Source organism: Leptothrix ochracea (assembly GCF_041083635.1).
In the GTDB taxonomy this organism is placed as follows: Bacteria; Pseudomonadota; Gammaproteobacteria; order Burkholderiales; family Burkholderiaceae_C; genus Sphaerotilus; species Sphaerotilus ochraceus.
In genome coordinates, this window is the sequence record NZ_JBFPHB010000007.1 from 31203 (window position 1) to 50111 (window position 18909).

Sequence of the window (18909 nt, forward strand, 5' to 3'; positions counted from 1 at the left end):
ATGTTGGGGGGGCGCTTAGGGACCGTGCGAGCGCAGCTCATCGTGACGGTGGCCTTGGTGCATGCCTTGCTGATGAGTCTGTTCATTGCTGATTTGTCTTGGCGGCAGAAAAACATGTTGCTTGAGCAACAAGCTGCGCATGGTTTGGCCTTGGCACAGAGTGTGGCGACCTCGTCTGCGGGCTGGTTGGGCGCGATGGATATCTCGGGGTTGCAAGAAATCATCGAATCGCAGCGACGCTACCCCGAGCTGGTGTTTGCCATGGTGCTGACCCGGGAGGGTTTGGTGGTGGCACACACCGATCGGCAGCATGTGGGCCGCTACGTCGATATGGCCGACCAAGACGCTGCGACCCACGAGCCCTCGGCGTCGTCCTCGGTGCTGCCGTCTCGGGTGGTCAGCCGCTCCCCTGAGTTGGTCGATACCGTGGCCCCGGTGATGCTGGCAGGCAACACGATTGGCTGGGTGCGGGTGGGCATCGGGCAAAAAGTCACCCGCGCGCGCTTGGAGCAAGTCATCCGTGATGGCATGTTTTACGCCTTGGTCGCGGTGGTGTTGGGCTCATTGATGGCGTGGTGGCTCGGAACGCGGTTGACCCGGCGTTTGGCCTTGATTCAGAGCATGACGCATCGGGTGCGCTCGGGCGAGGCCGTGCCGGAGGTCGAGCTGGATGGCGGTGATGAAGTGGCGCTGCTGGCGCATGACTTCCAGCGCATGCTGCGCACCCTGGAGTCGCAGCGCCAAGAGTTGGTGGCTTCGCAATTGGCCTTGGCCGAAGAATCGACCCGGCGACGCACCATGGTGGAAGAGTCCAACGACGGCATCGTGGTGTTGAATGAACAAGGCGCGGTGTTCGAAGTGAACCGCCGTTTTGCCGACATGCTGGGCTACACCCCCGCCGAGATGCTCGATCTCCATGTCTGGGATTGGGAGGATCGCTGGCAGCGCGAAGATCTGCTGGATGCCTCCGGGAGCTTTGCGCCCAAAGGCGGGCATTTTGAGACCCGCCATCGGGGCAAAGACGGCTCAACCTTGGAGGTTGAAGTCAGCAGCAGCAAGATCTTGATGGGGGGGCAGCGGTTTTACTTCTCGGTGGTGCGCGATGTCAGCGAGCGCAAGCGCATTGCCTTGGAGCTGGATCACTATCGGCACGGTTTGGAAGAGCGGGTGATGGCGCGCACGGCTGAACTTGAGCTGGCCCGCGAGCAAGCCGAGGTGGCCAACCGGGCCAAGAGTGCGTTTCTGGCCAACATGAGCCACGAGATTCGCACGCCGATGAACGCGGTGATCGGGCTGACGTACTTGCTGCAAAAAACCCCGATGCAGTTTGGTCAGGCGCAGCGACTGGACAAGATCGCTGCGGCGTCCAATCACCTCAAGGCCATCTTGGACGACATCCTTGAGCTTTCCAAGATCGAGGCTGGGCGGGTTCAACTCGAATGTGGCGCTTTTTCGGTGCCTTTTTTGCTGGGCCAAGTGCTGGCGCTGGTCGAAGAGTCCGCCAGCACCAAGGGCTTGAGCATCAACACCGTCAACACCGTCCCACACGACTGGGTGCTGTGTGGTGACGTGACACGCTTGCGTCAAGCCTTGCTCAATTACGTCAGCAACGCCATCAAATTCACCGAAGGCGGTGGCGTGCAGATGCGCGTCTTTGTCGAAGGGGATCCGCCCAAGGTGGATCCGCAGCAAAGCGATGCCCCGGTGATGCTGCGGCTGCGTTTTGAGGTTCAAGACACCGGCATCGGTTTGAGCCAAGAGCAGCAGTCGCGCCTGTTTTCTGATTTCGAACAGGCCGACACGTCCATCACGCGTAAATACGGCGGCACGGGGTTGGGGCTGGCCATCACCCGCCGGTTGGTGACGCTGATGGGCGGGGAAACGGGGGTCAGCAGCGAGCTGGGCCGAGGCAGTACCTTCTGGTTCACCGCGCAGGTTCGGTGGCGCGCTGAAACCTTGGCCGATCTCGACCTCATGCGCTCCTCTGAACCGGAGATCGCCCCCGTGCAGTCGGTGTTGCCGTCCATGTGCACCGACCCCGAGACGTTGCTTCGGCAAGATCACCAGGGCGCCAAGATCTTGCTTGCCGAAGACAACCCCATCAACCGCGAAGTGGTGTTGGATCTGCTCGACAGTGCCGGTCTGGGGGTCGATGTGGCGGAGGATGGCCAAGTTGCCTTGGCGATGGCGGTTGACAAGGCTCGATCGGAATCGGGGGGCTATGACCTGATTTTGATGGACATCCAAATGCCGGCGATGGACGGCCTGAGCGCCACTCGGGCCATCCGGGCGATCCATACCGTGCCCGGTTTGACCACGGTGCCGATCCTTGCCATGACCGCCAATGCCTTTGCTGAAGACCGTCAAGCGTGCTTTGACGCTGGCATGAACGACTTTGTCGCCAAGCCCGTGGACCCTGACGAGCTGTTCGCCCAGCTGCTGTATTGGTTGAGGCCGCGTTAATGGGCCGTGGTGCGCTGGCGCAGCGTTTCGTAAAGGTTCCCTGGACCGAGCAAGAGACTTTTGAGCCCGCTGCGCACGCGCTCGGAGTTGAGTGCTTGCTTGCTCATCAAGGTGTGGGCGCTCAGCGCGTCCATGATGGCGTTGAGCAACTCCCCTGAAAGATCGGGTGAGTTGGCGAACTGCTCCTTGGTGTTGTTCGCCGCTTGCTGCACCAACACCGCTGACGCCAGCAGCTTGCCGCGCAGCACGCGGTGGACGTACACCAGCTGATCGTCCTCGCTCAGTTCGCCCTCAAACAGCCCGTTGAGCTGGGCCAAAATCTCGGCCAGTTGCGCCTTTTCGGGGTCGTGGACGGCACCGCTGCCGGGCTCGCTGAGGGGCTGGAGCCGGTGATCGTCCCGGTGATCGTCCCGGTAGTCCGCCGCTTTTTTCCGCACCTCGCCCAGCGCCAAGGCGCGCTGGCCTTGGTCTTGGAGGCGGTGATGGGTCATCACCACTTTAGAGAGATCGATGCCGCTGCGCTCGCGGCCAAAGTCGAGCAGCGGCAGCAGGCGCTTGAAGAACAGGGCGCGCTTTTCGAGCGCGGTGTTGCCGTAGTCGAACAACTGGCCCAAGAAGGCGTAGACCCGCACAAAGGTGCCGAGGTCGCGCTTGAACAGCAGCAGCGCCTCGCGTTCGTCTTGGGGGTGGGGATGGTGGGCCGCCGCCTTGTAGCGCTGCAGCAGTCGCTCGGCCACCGGCTCGATGGCGGCGATGAGCTGCTTCTGTGTGGCCTTGGGGTTCAGTTCGACCAAGGCGACCCGTTCCACCTCCACGTCGTCATAGTGACCCTTAGCGTCGAGCTTGGCGCGCAGGTCATAGATCAGGTCCGGGTCGGTGACCCCGGCCAGTTCGGCGGTGTCGTGATAGGTTTTGAAGGCCGCCAGCACCTCGTCGGGATCGTTGACGAAGTCGAGCACGTAGGTGGTGTCTTTGACGCCGTGCGCTCCGCTGTAAGCCCGGTTCAGGCGCGAAAGGGTTTGCACCGCTTGGATGCCGCCCAAGCGTTTGTCCACGTACATGCCGCAGAGCAAGGGTTGATCAAAGCCGGTTTGGTACTTGTTGGCCACCAGCAGGATCTGAAACTCATCCGTGGCCAGCGCTTCGGGGATCGGGCGGCCTTTCAGGCCCCGATTGAGCGCGGTGCTGTGCTCGCTCACCGCTTCGGGCAGCGAGTCGGTGTCGTGAACGTCACCAGAAAAAGCCACCAGCGTGCCCAGCGCGTAGCCGCTGTCACGGATGTAGGCGTCCATCGCCAGCTTCCAGCGCAGCGCTTCTACCCGGCTGCCGAGCACCACCATCGCCTTGGCGTGGCCTTGGAGCAGCGGCTGCACGTTGGCTTGGAAGTGCTCGACCACCACCGCCACTTTTTGGCTGATGTTGTACGGATGCAGCCGCACTCAGCGCATCAAGCCCTTCATCGCTGCGCGGCGTTCGACCTCCTCCTCGCTGACTTCATGGGCGCCATGCGCCAACTTGAACGCCAGCTTGTAGGGCGTGTAGTTCTTCAGCACGTCAAGGATGAAGCCTTCTTCGATGGCTTGGCGCATGGTGTAGACGTGAAACGCTGCGGGCAGGTTCCCCGGTCCGGCCGGTGCGTCGAGGTTGGGGCGGCGGCCAAAGAGCTCCAAGGTTTTGGCCTTGGGCGTGGCGGTGAAGGCGATGTAAGTGATGCCGGCGTGATGGGCGCGTCCCACCATCTGCATGGCAAGCACGTCTTCATGGCTGAACTCGCCGCCGTCGGCCAACTCTTGGCGTTCTTCGGCGCTGAGCACTTGTTTGAGCTTCGAGGCCGCTTCGCCGGTTTGGCTGCTGTGCGCTTCGTCGGCGATGACGGCAAAGCGTTTGCCTTGGGTGGCGGCCAGTTCTTGCACCGTTTGGAGCGCGAACGGAAAGGTCTGGATGGTGCAAACCACGATCTTTTTGCGACCCGAAAGCGCCTCGGCCAGCTCGGCGCTCTTGCTGTGACCCTCGCCCCTGATGGTGGCAACCACCCCGGCGGTGCGCTCGAAATCAAAGATCGCCGCCTGCAACTGCTTGTCCAGCACCGTGCGGTCGCTGACCACCAGGACGCTGTCAAACACCTTGCGCTGGTGGGCGTCGTGCAGTTCGGCCAAAAAGTGCGCGCTCCAAGCGATCGAATTGGTTTTGCCCGAGCCTGCGCTGTGCTGGATCAAGTACTTGCCGCCCGGCCCCTCGGCCAAGACGGCTTGCACCAAGGCGCGGGTGGCGTCGAGTTGGTGAAAGCGCGGGAAGAGGATGGCGCGCGGCTGCTTTTTGGCGTCGAGTTGCATGACCAGATAGCGGCCGATGATCTCCAGCCACGAGTCGCGCTGCCAAACCTGCTCCCACACGTAGGCCGTGCGGTGGCCTTGGGGGTTGGGTGGGTTGCCCGCCGCGCCCCCGTCGCCCATGTTGAAAGGCAAGAAGTGCGTGTTCAGCCCTTGCAAGCGGGTCGTCATCATCACCAGCCGGTTGCTGAGCGCAAAGTGCACCAGCGCGCCGCGTGGAAAGTCGAGCAGCGGCTCGGTGCTGTTTTTGCCCTTGGGGCGCGGCTGGCGGTCAAAGCGGTACTGATCGACCGCCGCTTGCACGTCTTGCGTGAAGTCGCTCTTGAGCTCAGCGGTGGCCACGGGCAGGCCGTTCAAAAACAGCACCAAATCGATGATGTCGTCATGATTCGTCCGCACTTGGCGCACCACCCGCAGCCGGTTGGCTTGGTAGCGCGCTTGCAGTTCGGGGTTCATGGCCAAGGCGGGGCGAAACTGCGCCAACTTCAGCGGCCCTTTGGCCCCGGTGATCTCAAAGCCCACGCGCAGCACCGCCAAGGTGCCTTGCGCGTCGAGCGCCTTGCGCAGCCGCTCCAACACCATCGCCCCCGCAGCCGGGCCATGCATCTTTTCAAGCGCCGCCCACGCTTGCGGCTGGGTGTCTTGGATCCAGCCCAACACATCGGCCGGGTAGAGCGCCCGCAGCGTGTCATACCCCCGCGCATCGCCCTCCGTGCCCGGCGCCGCATAAAGCCAGCCGTGCGCGCCGAGGTGGCGGCAGATGTCGTTCTCGAACTCGATTTCGTGGTGCAAGCTCATCGCGGCGTCATGTCCCTGAAGTGCGCAATGTATGGAGGGATGGGAGTATGACCCGAGCCCGCTCTATGCTTGAGCACCATGAAGCCCGCCCACCCGCGCCTCATCCCCATCATCAACACCGCCCGCTGCACCGGCTGCGGCTGGTGCGTGCCGAGCTGTCACCTGCACTTGCTGTCGCTGGAGGTGGAGCACGGGCGCAAAACTTCGGTGCTGCACGACGCCGACACCTGCACCGGCTGCCGCAAATGCGCCGCCAAATGCCCCTTCGGGGTGATCACGATGGGCGATGCACGCTCGGCTGAATCGTCAATTGGAAGCCCAAGGCCCGCATGACCTTGAAGAGCGTTTCCGAGCTGGGCGCACGTTCGCCGGACAGGCTTTTGTACAGGCTCTCGCGTGACAGGCCGGTATCGCGGGCCAGTTGGCTCATGCCCCGTGCGCGAGCAATGTTGCCCAGCGCCGCGCCCAGCTCGGCCGGATCACCGTCTTCCAGCACTTGGCGCAGGTACTCGGTGATTTCTTCTTCGCTACCGAGGTAGTTGGCCATGTCAAATGGCTGAATCTTGATGGTGCTCACAGATCGATCTCCTTGGCGATGATCCCCCGCACATCCATCTTCCCCGTCACCGCCGCCGAAATCAGCGCCGTGCGGCGTTCTTGCAGCAAGGCGATGGCGGATTGGGCTTCGGCGATCAGGGTGTCAAATTTAGTAGTCTCATTTGACAGGTACGCCAGCAAGTTTTCTTGCTCTTGCAAGTGTGGAAGTGGGATTTTAAATTCAGACAAAGTTCCTAGATAAATACCTGGCTGGGCAGAGTAACCTACGTACTCCCAAAGTAACGCTTGAAATCCTTTGGATTGGAATAAATACCAGAGCCAATGTGGATGTAATATGCCAAGTGTACGAAAAATTGCCAGACTGCGCTGGATATGAAATTTGCCGAGATTATTTGGAATGACTGCGGTTTTGCCAAGTGTTGCGCCAACAATCGCTAACAGAACATCATTTGCTTGCGGAATAAACCCGCGACAGAGTTCATTGTAGCTTTGTTCTGATATGAATGAATCATCATCAAGTAAGCCGAAGATGCCTTCTTGAAGATTTCGAACGCTTAACAGCGGAATGCCATCATCAACTCTTGGCGGTGGCAGATGTGTGCCATCCTTTAAAAGGCCGCATGCTCTTTTCATGGGCACAACATCCCAATGCTCCGGCACCTCCCCCAGCCACTCCACCCCTGAATCCTTCATCGGCACCGATGGGTCCAGCCCTTTGGTCACGGCGTGCGAGATGACGGCTTGGCGCTTTTCCTTCAGCAACGCGATGAGCTTTTGCTGCTCGGCGACCAAGGCGTCGATTTTGGAGGTTTCGCGGGTGAGGAAGGTGGCGATGGCGGATTGTTCGGAGAGTGGGGGTGTTGGGGTCAACATATTTCCCAAGAATTCCCAGCTCACGCGTGGCATTTTCGACCCGAAGGTTGAACCATCCACCATATCAATAAAGCTTCGATTAAGTATGGCGTACTGTGCGAACCTCGGTTCAATTTGTGCCTGCGGGCGCATAACATGAAAATCACCGACAGCTTCGCCTGCTTTATCAGCAAGAAGTGCTTTTGCTAAATAAGGTCGCAGTTTGCCAAATAAAATATCACCGCGCTCAAATGCTATGCCGTCACCTTCAAATTCTGTTTCAGTGGAAATAAAACGACCTGACCAACTTTCTATATTTTCAAGCGCGACAGGATTATTTCTGCTGTTTGTTTTCTCGGTGAGTAAACACAAGTTGTATTTGAGTCGCTTCACCTCCCAATGCTCCGGCACGTCGCCGAGCCAAGGGACGCCGCTGGGTTTGTAGGCGGGATATTTGGGGAAACTCATCAGTTGGACTCGGGTTGGGGCAGAGGCACGGAATCGTCGTACAGGGTTTCTGGAGCGATATCGATTTCGCCGGGCCAGACGGCGGTGCCGTAGTCCACCCGAACGCGTTCAAACAGCGCAGGCGTGGCGATGCGGTTCCAGGGTTTCATCACCAACAGCGGACGCATATCAAAGCGGCGTTGTTCGCCGTTTTCAAATTCAAGATCGAGCTGAAAGTTCGGCAGAGGCGAGACGGTTTTCAAGTCCAGCAACATGATTCACCTCATTGCAGCGAGCGGACGTGGATGTGAGGCAAATTGTGGCGCCGATTGTCACGGGAGAACATCAAGACCAAGATGCCGTAGAACATGCTGATAGTGGGCATAGGACACCTGCTTTGTTGGGATAACGCTTAAAAGTAGATATCGCCGATGAGAACGGAGGTATCCCTCCGCCATTCGACGCCGCTGGGTTTGTAGGCGGGATATTTGGGGAAACTCATGCGATGCTCCCTGCCCGGGCTTGCGCGACGGCAGGGCGCCAAAGTGGTTCCGACTCCCATCCCGGCACGAAACCCATGTGCGGGCGAGACATGCGGGGGTGGCGATCCAGCAGCTGGATCAGGCGTGAGGCCCAGTGGCTCCCGGGGCTGACGGTGTTCATCAACGATTGAATGGCGACGAGTTGCATGTAAAGGCGGCGGCGTGGGTCGAGCGTTTGGCCGGGCGTGCGCTGTGAACCGGTCGGAATCGCGGCCGGAAGGTCGGGCCAGTTCGGTGGCAGGCGTTTCGGGATCTCCGGGCGGCTGCCGAATTCCCGGTTCCAGACGCGGGCATGGTGGGCGCACAGGTTGCGCAGGTCCGAGAGGCTGCGAAACCACGATTTCAGCAATGGAAACCGCAGGCCGAAATGGGTTTCGATGCGCTGGGTGTCTGTAGCCAAACGCAGGTTCGCAAACAGGGTCGAGACTTCCTTGAAGGTCAGCAGTTCGACGGCCATCCAGATCGGCGGCTGGGTCGGCGCGGCGGTGTACTTGCTGCGGTAATGCGCCAAGAAAGCCTCGACCTCGCGTTCCCGGGACGCCTGTTCTAGCTTGTCGAGCAGCCAGCTGTGCCGGTAGCGGCTGTCGAACACGGCGGGATCCAGATAGCCGTGTGGCCCGTGATGCACCGCCAGAGTGTTGGCGAGCTGGGCGCGCAAGGCGACTTCCAGCCGCTCGATGGCATCCAGCAGCAGCAGCCGCAGTTCCCGATCGAAGGCGTATACGGCCAGCACGTCATCAATCGTCGTTCCCGCCAAGAAGTGATGTTCGGTCTCGGGACTCAGATAGAACGGCCGGGTGTAGGCCGACAGGCGGTAGTAGCCGATATGGGTCAGGACGTGCCGGGTATAGGCTTCGTCAGTGATCAGCAAGCCACGGTCACGCAGGGTTGTCAGCTGCCCATCAATGTCGAGCGCCGGCTTGTCGAAGACCGTCACAGGTCGCTCCCGAACGTAAAAAACCCGCCAGAGTGTGCATCGTTGAGAGGCATGGCGGGTGTGTTGCGGAAGATTCTAGCGCATTGCGCTACCTCAGCAGGGCGGATGCAGGCAGAAAACAGCACGTGGCTCACGCCGACAGCCCCCGAATCATCTCCAGAATCCGATCGGTGCTGGCCTTGAGTTCGGCGTCGATCTGTTCAAGCGGGCGCGGCGGTTTGAAGACGTAGAAGTGGCGGTTGAAGGGGATCTCGTAGCCGACTTTGGTTTTTTCGGGGTCGATCCAAGCGTCGGGGGCGTGGGGCAGGACTTCGCGGGTGAAGTAGTCGGCGACCGATTCAGACAGCGGCACGTTTTCGGTGTCGCGCAGGGCGGGGTCGGGTTGGGGTTTGCCTTTTTGCTTACCTTTGGTGCCCAGCACCGGCTGGCCGTGCTCGTCGCCGTGGCGCAAGGGGCGCTCGACGGTGATGCTGTGATAGCCGAAGGCTTCGTTGTCAAAGATGCGGCTCACGGGCTTGCCGTCGTCGTCCTCGGCCGCCACAAAGTCGCCAAAAAGCTGCGTGATGCGCTCGATGTGGGCCTCGCCCAGCTCCTTGCGCTTTGAGCCCAAGCTCTTGCGCATCTTTTGCCACCAGCCGCTGGCGTCGATCAGCTGCACTTTGCCCCGGCGCGCTTCGGGCTTGCGGTTGCTGAGGATCCAGACGTAGGTGCTGATGCCGGTGTTGTAGAACATGTCGGTCGGCAGGCCCACGATGGCTTCGAGCAGATCGTTCTCAATCACAAAACGGCGAATCTCGCTCTCGCCGGAGCCGGCGCCGCCGGTGAACAGCGGTGAGCCGTTGAGCACGATGCCAAAGCGGCAGCCGCCTTGATCGGCGGGCCGCATCTTGGCAATCAGGTGCAGCAAAAACAGCATCGAACCGTCGGACACACGCGGCAGACCGGGGCCGAAGCGGCCGTCGAAGCCTTGCTGCTCGTGCTCGCGGCGCACGTCTTTTTCGACCTTCTTCCATTCCACGCCGAAGGGCGGGTTTGAGAGCATGTAGTCGAAATGTTGATGCGCGTGGCCGTCGTCGCTCAAGGTGTTGCCGAAGGCGATGTTGGCGACGTTCTGGCCCTTGATGAGCATGTCTGCCTTGCAAATCGCGTAGGACTCGGGGTTCAGCTCTTGGCCGAACACGCTCAGGCGGGCCTGCGGGTTGTGTTCAAGCAGATATTCACCCGCCACGCTGAGCATGCCGCCGGTGCCGGCGGTGGGGTCATAGAGGGTGCGCACCACGCCGGGCTTGCTCAGGATGGCGTCGTCTTCGATGAAGATCAGGTTCACCATCAGCCGGATCACCTCACGCGGGGTGAAGTGCTCGCCAGCGGTCTCGTTGCTGATTTCAGCGAACTTGCGGATCAGCTCCTCAAACACCAGCCCCATCTGCATGTTGCTGACCCGGTCGGGGTGCAAGTCGATTTGGGCGAATTTCTCCGTCACCGGATAGAGCAAGCCCGCCTTGGCCAGACGCTCTACGTGGCTTTGGAACTCGAAGCGCTCAAAGACATCGCGCACTTCGGCTGAAAAGCCATGCACGTAGCTGTCCAAGTTCTGAGCGATGTGATCCGGGTCGCCCAGCAGTTTGCTCAGATCAAGCGCATGGCGGTTGTAGAAGGTGTGCCCGGCCTTGCGCAACACAAACGGCTCGGGGTTGATGTCCACGGCGGCCTTGCTCGCCCACTCGGCCAACACAGCCTCTTTGGTCGGGGCCAGCACGCAGTCGAGCCGGCGCAGCACCGTGAAGGGCAGGATGATCTTGCCGTAGTCGCTTTGCTTGTAGTCGCCGCGCAGCAGATCGGCCACCGACCAGATGAAGGCGGAAAGACTGGGTTGGTTCATGGAATTTTTGGGGGACAAGATGTTAGCGGTGAAGACTGGGGGTTGTAAGCCTTCAGGGAGAGGTTCCAAGCTTAAGTAGAGATAAGTTCACACGTTTAGATCAAATCGCCCCCCTTATTCAGGGGTTTATATTCGGTCAAGTGATGTAAAAAAAAGTTTGTAACTCGGCTATAACGTCGCGATTCAAATTGTCAAGGGAGAAAACTTGATGTTTCCTTATCTATCAACGCGCCGTGCACTCGTTCTGAGCCTCTTTCCTTCCATCGTTTTTGCGGCGGCACCCAATGCCGGTGATTTGATGCGGGCCGTGCCCGGAACGGTGATCGTACCGACCCCGCGCCCAGAAATTGAAGTGCTGCCCCGCACGGAAGCCGAGTCACGGCAGATGACGCAGACCGAGGAATTTCGGGTGGTGGTTGAGCTGAAAGTCCCCGTCAAGGGCTTCAAGATCAACGGGGTCTCGGCCTTTCCTGACAGTGAGATTCAGGCCTTGGTGGCTGACGCACGCGGCAAGCAGTTGAGCTTCAAGGAACTGCAAGCGCTGCCCGAGCGCATCAGCACGTACTACCGTGCGCGCGACTACTTTTTGGCCCGCGCTTTCTTGCCGGCGCAAAAGATCACCGACGGGATCGTGGAGATCACGGTGCGTGAAGGGCGCTTGGGGCAGCTCAATTTGGCGGTCGAGCCAAGCAACGAGACCGACAGCGTTCGGCCTTACTTGAGCGCTTTCCACCCCGGTGACTTGTTGCAAGGTGAGCCGTTGCAGCACGACTTGCTGATCCTGAGCGATGTGCCGGGCGTGCAGGTGCAGTCGCTGCTCAAGCCGGGCGCGGTGGTGGGCACCACCGACCTCGACGTCAAGGTGAAGAACGAACACATCTTGGCGCGCCGGGTGCAACTGGATAACTACGGCAACCACTACACCGGCGAATACCGCCTCAGTGGTTACTTGAGCATGACCAGCCCCTGGCGCTTTGGCGACCAGCTTGATCTGGTGGCCATGACCACGGGTGCGGGTTTCAATTTTGGCCGTGCCTCTTGGCAAACCCCGTATGGCCATGACGGCACCCAAGTGGGGGTGGCGGGTGCGTTGATGACCTACAAGCTGGGCTCCAACTTCTCGTGGCTCGACGGCCATGGGCTGGCGACCGATTTGACGGTGTTCGGCGCCAAGCCGCTGCTGCGCAGCACCACGCGCAACGTGCTGGCTCAAGGCGCTTTTGATTTGAAGAGCTTTGATGACGTGGCCAACACGGCGCCCATCTCCAAGCACGCCCAAGTCTTGTCGCTGGGGCTGTTGGGGGCGTGGACACCGGCAGGCGGCGATACCGCCCAAGGCTTGCTGAGCATGAATCTGGGGCATTTGGTGTTGGACGCCCTCGGTTCGGCCACCGACGCTTTGAACACCGAGGGCTACTACCTGAAGTTCGGCTTCAACGCCGAGTACCGCATGGCGTGGTCGGGCGGCCTGTCGTTGGGCTTGCGCGCCGCCGCTCAGATGGCGGGCAAGAACCTCGATACCTCCGAGAAGTTCAGCCTTGGCGGCCCACAAGCGGTTCGGGCCTACGCCACGGGTGAGGGCGCGGCCGACGACGCCACGCTTGTCAGCGCTGAACTGGCCCAAGCGTGGGGCGATGACTTGAACGCCAAGCTGTTTTTTGACAGCGGCTCGGGCCGTGTGGCTCACAACCCCCTGCCGACCGATCTGAACAACCCTTTGAAGATGGCTGGGGTGGGTTTGGGTCTGGATAAGAAGTGGATCCCCGAGCGGATCTTGTTGCAGACCGCCGTGGCGATGCGCTCGACCGGCGTGGTGAACGCCGATGTGGATCGCCGTCCGCGTTTCTGGTTGCTGGTGTCGAAGAGTTTCTGAGTTCGGTCCAAACCGTACGTGCAAAAAATTCAAGGAGTTTTGTCATGAATCATTCATATCGCTTGGTTTGGAACGAAGAAGTTCAACGTCATGTGCCCGCGCCGGAGTGCGCTCGGGGCCGTGGCAAAGGTGGGCGCAAGGGCCGTCAAGCGGTCGTGAGCTTGGGCCTTGGTGTGGGGCTGCTCGGCCTATCCATGGGCAGCTTGGCTTTGGCGCCGAACGCCTTGCCCACCGGGGGGGTGGTGCAGCCTGGGGGCACAGCGGTGATCGCCAACCCCACACCCACCAGCCTGACCATCACCCAGTCCACCACGCGGGCGGTGATCAACTGGGGCACCTATGACGTGGGTAGCAGCTCGGTGGTGACTTACGCGCAGCCAGCGGGTGGTGTGACGCTCAACCGGGTGGTGGGATCCACCCCCAGCCAGATCATGGGTCAGATCAATGCCAACGGGCAGGTCTACTTGATCAACCCCAACGGGGTGTTGGTCGGCCAGGGCGCAAGCGTCAACCTGCACGGTTTCTTGGCTTCAACCTTGGAGACCTTGGACAGCGACTTCATGGCGGGGACGCTGAAGTTTGCCGGCCCCAGCACGGCGGCGGTGCGCAACGACGGCCACATCACCACCGACACCGGCGGCACGGTGGCCCTCATCGGCAACCAAGTGGTCAACAGTGGGCAGATCACCGCCCCGCAGGGCAATGTGGTGCTGGCCGCTGGCAGCGATGTGGTGCTGAACGTGGGGGCCAACGGCTTGCTCAAGGCCGTGATCAACACGGGTGCCTTGCAAGCTTCGGTGACCAACGCCGGGCAGATTCAGGCCGATGACGGCCATGTGCAACTGAGCGCGGCCGCAGCGACCAACGCGCTCATCAGCGCGGTGGTCAACAACACCGGCTCGGTGCTTGCCCAAGGCATCGCGCTCAAGGGCGGGGTGATTGAGCTTACCGGCGACGTGGTGTCCCAAGCGGGCACGCTGGATGCGTCTGGGATCCAAGGGGGTCAAGTGCAGATGGCGGGTCGCAGCGTGTTGCAAAGCGGGGCCATCCATGCCGATGGTAGCGGCGGCCCCGGGGGGCAAGTGGGTCTCCATGCCACGCAAACCCTGCTGCAAACCCAATCAGGGCTGATCACTGCCAACGCCACAGGTGCGGGCATGGCGGGGGGGCAGGTGGTGCTTGATGGCGGATCGACGGCTTCGTCGAGTGCTTTCCTTTCGGGTCAAGCCCAAGCCAAGGGGGACGTCGGCGGTCAAGTGGTGGTGAGTGCCACCACCTTGACCTTGGCGGGTGCTGCATTGAACGCGGATGGGGTCACGACCGGGGGCACGGTGTTGGTCGGGGGTGATGCGCCGACGGGCAGTGCCACGGCAGGCTGGACCGCCACCGCACCGGGCACCTTGACCAAGGCCACGGACGTGAGCGTCAATGCCTCCAGCACGCTGAGTGCTTTGGGCGCGGGCGGCAAGATCGTCGTCTCAGCCGACGGTTTGGGCACCTACGACGGCTCCGCTGTCACCGGCCCGAATGGTCACATTGATCTCTACAGCAACAAGGCCCCGCAGTTGCTGCAAACCACCCCGCCCCCGGCGGTGCTGGTGACGCAGCCCTTTGCCATGCGCGGCTCGGCCAATGCGGGGACTGGGGGCGTGGTGCGGGTGAGCTCGAACGATCCGATCATCATCGACGCCACACCGGCCAAGCAGAGCTACACCCCGCTGGTCGATCCCAATCCAGCCACGGGTGATATGCACGGCTCGGGTGGTGTGGTCGAAGTGGGCGGCGGCAACATTTTGGTGGCTTCGCCCAATGACAACTTTGGCGGGCCGGGCGCCGGTGCGGCGTACCTCTATAGCGGTAGCACGGGCAGCCTGATCTCGGCCGTTTACGGCGCGCGCGCGGGTGACCACGTGAGTTCGGGCGGCGTGACCAAGCTGAGCAACGGCAACGCGGTGATCAGCAGCCCAGCTTGGAGCAACCTGGCCCAAGCGGAGGCCGGGGCGGTGACGTGGGTCAGCGCCAGTGCAGGCGTCAACGGTTCGGTGTCAGCGACCAACTCGCTGGTGGGCGGTGCCGCCTTGGATGCCGTGGGCTCCGGTGGTGTGACCGCCTTGAGCAATGGGCACTACGTGGTGGCCAGCCCGATGTGGGGCTCACAGATGGGGGCGGTGACGTGGGGCGATGGTTTGGCGGGCAGCACCGGCGTGGTGTCGGGCGCCAATTCGCTCACCGGCAGTGTCTTTGGTGACCGCGTGGGTTCGGGCGGTGTCAAGGCCTTGCAAGGGCCCAGCGGCAATTACGTCGTCAGCAGTCCGAACTGGGGCGGTGCTTTAGGGGCCGCCACATGGCGTAGCGGGCTTGGGCAGGGGGCGGCGGCGGTGGACGCCACCAACTCCTTGGTCGGCAGCACGGTGGGGGACGCAGTCAGCTCAGGTGGCATCACCGCCTTGAGCAACGGCAACTACGTGGTCAGCAGCCCAGCGTGGAGCAACGGCAGTGCCACTTCGGCCGGCACGGTGACGTGGGGCTCGGGGGCATCTGGCGTGGCCGGCGCAGTGAATCCGGCGAATTCGCTGGTTGGCACGGCTGCTTTTGATCAGGTGGGCTCCCAAGGTGTGACGGCCTTGAGCAACGGCAACTATGTGGTTGATAGCCCCATGTGGGCTGGCTTGGGTTCGACCAAGACCCAAGTGGGGGCCGTCACATGGGCTGACGGTGGCGCAGGTCTGGCTGGTACGGTAAGCCGCACCAATTCGTTGGTCGGCAGTCTCGATAACGACCAAGTGGGTTCGGGTGGCGTGACGGCGCTGAGCAACGGCAACTACGTGGTGGCTAGTCCGATGTGGGATGCCACCTCGGCCATGTCTAACGTCGGTGCTGTGACTTGGGGCACGGGTGCCACGGGGGTGAGTGGCGCGGTGAGTGCCGCCAATTCGATGGTGGGCGGCACGACCAATGACCGCATTGGCTCGGGCGGTGTAACCGCACTGAACAACGGCAACTACGTGGTGGCTAGCCCGTTTTGGTCCAGTGCGACCGTGCCGCAACTCGGGGCGGTGACATGGGCCAACGGGGCGGCGGCTGCGGCAGGTAGTGTGAGCACAGCTAACTCGGTGGTCGGTCGGACAGCGTTGGATCAAGTGGGCTCAGGCGGCGTGACCGCTTTGAGCAATGGCAACTACGTCATCAGCAGCCCCTTGTGGGACGGTGCCGCGCCCAACGTGGGTGCCGTGACGTGGGCTTCGGGCACGGCCAGCACCGCCAGCGTGGTGGCCGCGACCAACTCCTTGACCGGCTCGGTGGTCAATGACCAAGTGGGCTCGGGCGGCGTGACGGCGCTGAGTGCGGGCAATTACGTGGTCAGCAGTCCGCTGTGGAACAGCAGTGCGGCGCCGATGGTTGGCGCGATCACGGTGGCCACCAACGGCACCGGACCGGGCGTGGGGTTAGTCACCTCGGGCGCGACCGGCAATTCGTTGGTCGGTAGCACCACCAACGATTTGGGCGGATCGAGCATCAAAGCACTCAGCAACGGTGACTTTGTGCTGAGCAGCCCGAACTGGAGCGCCAACGGCATGACGCAGGTGGGGGCGGTCTGGTTGGCCTCGACGCAGCCGGCGCAAGCCATGTTGCTGCCCAAGCTGGCCCCTGCCGGCACGGCTTTGCAAGTGAGCACGCCCAAGAGCATCACCAACAACGTGCAAGCCACGCTGGCGGGCACCTTGCTGATGGAAGCGGGTCAAAGCTTGACCCTCAACCAGGGCTTGAGCTCCACCGCTGCGACGTCAAGCACGGCCCCGGTGGCGATGACCTTGGTGACGCATACGAACTTCTCCAACCAAGTGGCGGGTACGGCGTCGGCGTTGACCGCACCCAACAGCACGTGGCAGCTTTGGTCGGTCGATCCGCGCTCGGATGTGCGCGGCAATCTGGCCTATGACTACAAGCAATACAACGCGGTCTACGGCACCACCACGCCGCTGGGCACCGGCAACGGCGTGTTGTATGTTTTGGCACCCCTGATCACGCCGACCTTGGGCGGCGCGGCGCAAAAGGTCTATGACACGACCAACACCGTCTTGACCCCCAACGGCTTGACCTTGATCGCTGGTCCGGTGGCGCCGACGGCTGCACCGACCGTGCCTGCGACACCGGCCACACCGAGCATGGTGGGCGTGGGTGTGGTGGATGGGGATGTCGTGAATCTGGGGCTGACTTCGGCCACTTACGCTTCGCCCAATGTGGGTACAGCCATTCCGGTGACCGCTACAGGTGTGACCGTGGCGAGCGCGACCAACGGTGGGGTGGGTGCAGCGGCCAAGCCGGTGTACGGCTACCAAGTCGATCCGGCCAGCGTGAGCGGCGGCACCATCACCGCCAATGTGGGGGTGATCACCCCGGCGCCGCTGACTGTGACGGGCACGACGGTCGCTTCCAAGGTCTACGACGCAACCACCGCCACCACCATCACCACGGCCGGTACCTTGCAAGGCGTGTTCCCGGCCGATGCTGCGGCGGTGGCCTTGGTCACGCCGCAAACAGCGGTGTTTGCGAATAAGAACGCCGGCGTGGCCAAGACGGTCAACATCACCAACGTCATCAATGGTGCTGGGGCGGCCAACTACGCGGTTCAACCCAGCACGACCACGGCGGACATCACGCCCAAGGCGCTGACTGTGACGGGAACTTCGGCTGCGCAAGACAAGTTCTTCAACGGCAACACTGTGGCTCCCGTGGCTTCGACCGCGACGTTGGTGGGTGTGATCGGTACGGATCAGGTCAGCTTGGTGCAGAGCGGTACCTTTGTCGATCCGCTGGTCGGCACGGGCAAGAACGCCACCATTGCCCGCGCCTTGGGCGGAACGGACGCGCTGAACTACACCTTTGCGGACACGGTGGCCAGCAACGCCAACATCTTGGCTTTGGCCAGTGGTGCGGTGCCGGTGGCTCAGGCGGTGCCGGCCATCAAGGCTGACGCGGCAGCGGCTCGTTTTGGCCACCCGAAGATGTTGGTGAGCCGCAGCGCGGCTGAAGATCAGGTCATGGCTGCCCCAACCTACAAGGCTGAGCCGGCAGTTGCGCCGGTCTGTGCCCCTGCACCCAAGGTCGAAGTGCCGGCCTGCGCACCGGAGGTGAAGCCGGTAGCGAAGGATCCGTTGCCGAACAAGGAAGTCGCCAAAGAACCGCCGCCGATTGTGATTTCTGGCGATGTGCTGTTCGACGTGGATCAGTCGGTCATCCGTCCCGAAGCCAAGCAGGGCTTGGCGGATTTGGTGCCGCGCATGACGGGTCAGCAGAAGATCAACATCGCCGGTCACACCGACAGCACGGCATCACACGCCCATAACGTGAGGCTCTCCGAGCGTCGGGCCAATGCGGTGCGGGAGTACTTGGTGTCGAAGGGTGTTGCACGCGATCGCATCAGCACGGTGGGCCGGGCTGAAACGGTGCCGGTTGCGCCCAACACCACGGCCGAGGGCCGGATGAAGAACCGTCGGGTCGAAATCCGCATCCAGTGATCAGCGTCCCATGGCCTCGCGTGCTTGGCGCGCGCGGGTCAAGGCGGCTTCGACCACGGCCCGCTTGCGGGCCAACTCGGCCTCGTCGTTGGCTTTGGTGAGCGTGTCGAGGTGCGCCAGTTTGTCGTGCGCTTTGGCTTCGAGCCGCTGCGCATGTTCAGCCTGCGCCCGCGCCTGACGGACGTTGCGCTCGGTGTAGCGCTTCAGGGCTGAAGCTGCTTCAGCAGGGCTCCATGCCGCCCAGCCGACTTGGCCGGGGGTGATGTCGATCCAGTCGATGCAATCCACCGGGCAAACGGGGATGCACAGACCACAGCCGGTGCAGTCGGCTTCGATGACGGTGTGCATGTGCTTGTTCGAGCCGAGGATGCAATCCACCGGGCAAGCCTTGATGCACAGCGTGCAGCCGATGCACCACGCTTCGTTCACTGCCGCGACGTGGCGTGGACCTTCGCCGCCACAGTCGGGATCAAGGGGCTGTTCAGCTTGGCCCGTGAGCTGGGCCAAGCGCTGCATACCTTGCGCCCCTCCCGGGGGGCAGCGGTTGATGGCCGCTTCACCCCGGTGGATGGCTTGAGCGTAGCTCAGGCAATCCGGGTACCCGCAGCGGGTGCATTGGGTTTGGGGGAGCAGCGCGTGAATCTGCTGAACCGACGGGGCCGATGGAAGCGACTGGATGACAACGACATTCATCCGGCCGATTTTAGG

General features: G+C 62.0%; 11 protein-coding genes and 1 pseudogene. 4 read left to right on the forward strand and 8 right to left on the reverse strand.

All coding sequences use genetic code 11. The annotated features are described in order from the left end of the window. Nucleotides 1-2463 carry a response regulator gene (locus AB3X39_RS03210; RefSeq protein WP_369416164.1) on the forward strand — a complete coding sequence of 821 codons (2463 nt, stop codon included), beginning with the start codon at nt 1-3 and terminating at the stop codon, nt 2461-2463. On the opposite strand, the pseudogene AB3X39_RS03215 reads toward AB3X39_RS03210, so the two are convergent. Next, nucleotides 2460-5591 (reverse strand): annotated as a pseudogene (locus AB3X39_RS03215) (type I restriction endonuclease subunit R). The gene AB3X39_RS03210 and the pseudogene AB3X39_RS03215 overlap by 4 nt on opposite strands. 78 nt (nt 5592-5669) lie before the next feature. On the opposite strand from AB3X39_RS03215, the gene AB3X39_RS03220 reads away from it, so the two are divergent. Beyond that, a complete protein-coding gene (locus AB3X39_RS03220) occupies nt 5670-5924 on the forward strand; it encodes an ATP-binding protein (protein WP_369415916.1) in 255 nt (84 codons plus the stop codon). On the opposite strand, the gene AB3X39_RS03225 is transcribed toward AB3X39_RS03220, so the two are convergent. The 6 genes from AB3X39_RS03225 to AB3X39_RS03250 form a co-directional block, all read right to left on the reverse strand. Further along, nucleotides 5866-6168 carry an addiction module antidote protein gene (locus AB3X39_RS03225; protein ID WP_369415917.1) on the reverse strand — a complete coding sequence of 101 codons (303 nt, stop codon included), beginning with the start codon at nt 6166-6168 and terminating at the stop codon, nt 5866-5868. The two genes, AB3X39_RS03220 and AB3X39_RS03225, sit on opposite strands and share 59 nt — an antisense overlap. Continuing rightward, entirely contained in the window at nt 6165-7469 is a 1305-nt protein-coding gene (locus AB3X39_RS03230; RefSeq protein WP_369415918.1) for a restriction endonuclease subunit S, read from the reverse strand. Before AB3X39_RS03230 ends, AB3X39_RS03225 begins: the two co-directional genes overlap by 4 nt. Then, nucleotides 7469-7723, reverse strand: coding sequence for a DUF2442 domain-containing protein (locus AB3X39_RS03235; protein WP_369415919.1), 255 nt, complete (start codon nt 7721-7723; stop codon nt 7469-7471). Before AB3X39_RS03235 ends, AB3X39_RS03230 begins: the two co-directional genes overlap by 1 nt. Before the next feature lie 8 nt (nt 7724-7731). Continuing rightward, nucleotides 7732-7833: a DUF4160 domain-containing protein gene (locus AB3X39_RS03240; RefSeq protein WP_369415920.1), complete on the reverse strand. Its 102-nt coding sequence runs from the start codon at nt 7831-7833 to the stop codon at nt 7732-7734. 113 nt (nt 7834-7946) lie between these two features. Next, nucleotides 7947-8927, reverse strand: a complete 981-nt coding sequence (locus tag AB3X39_RS03245) for an Abi family protein (protein WP_369415921.1) — start codon at nt 8925-8927, stop codon at nt 7947-7949. 130 nt (nt 8928-9057) lie between these two features. Further along, nucleotides 9058-10809: a type I restriction-modification system subunit M gene (locus AB3X39_RS03250; protein WP_369415922.1), complete on the reverse strand. Its 1752-nt coding sequence runs from the start codon at nt 10807-10809 to the stop codon at nt 9058-9060. A gap of 208 nt (nt 10810-11017) precedes the next feature. On the opposite strand from AB3X39_RS03250, the gene AB3X39_RS03255 reads away from it, so the two are divergent. Both AB3X39_RS03255 and AB3X39_RS03260 read left to right on the forward strand, forming a co-directional pair. Continuing rightward, a complete protein-coding gene (locus tag AB3X39_RS03255; protein ID WP_369415923.1) occupies nt 11018-12682 on the forward strand; it encodes a ShlB/FhaC/HecB family hemolysin secretion/activation protein in 1665 nt (554 codons plus the stop codon). Between the two features lie 44 nt (nt 12683-12726). Further along, nucleotides 12727-18201, forward strand: coding sequence for a two-partner secretion domain-containing protein (locus AB3X39_RS03260; RefSeq protein ID WP_369415924.1), 5475 nt, complete (start codon nt 12727-12729; stop codon nt 18199-18201). Here the strand turns inward: AB3X39_RS03260 and AB3X39_RS03265 are convergent, their stop codons facing one another. Continuing rightward, nucleotides 18202-18894: an RnfABCDGE type electron transport complex subunit B gene (locus tag AB3X39_RS03265; RefSeq protein WP_369415925.1), complete on the reverse strand. Its 693-nt coding sequence runs from the start codon at nt 18892-18894 to the stop codon at nt 18202-18204. Between the last annotated feature and the right edge of the window lie 15 nt (nt 18895-18909).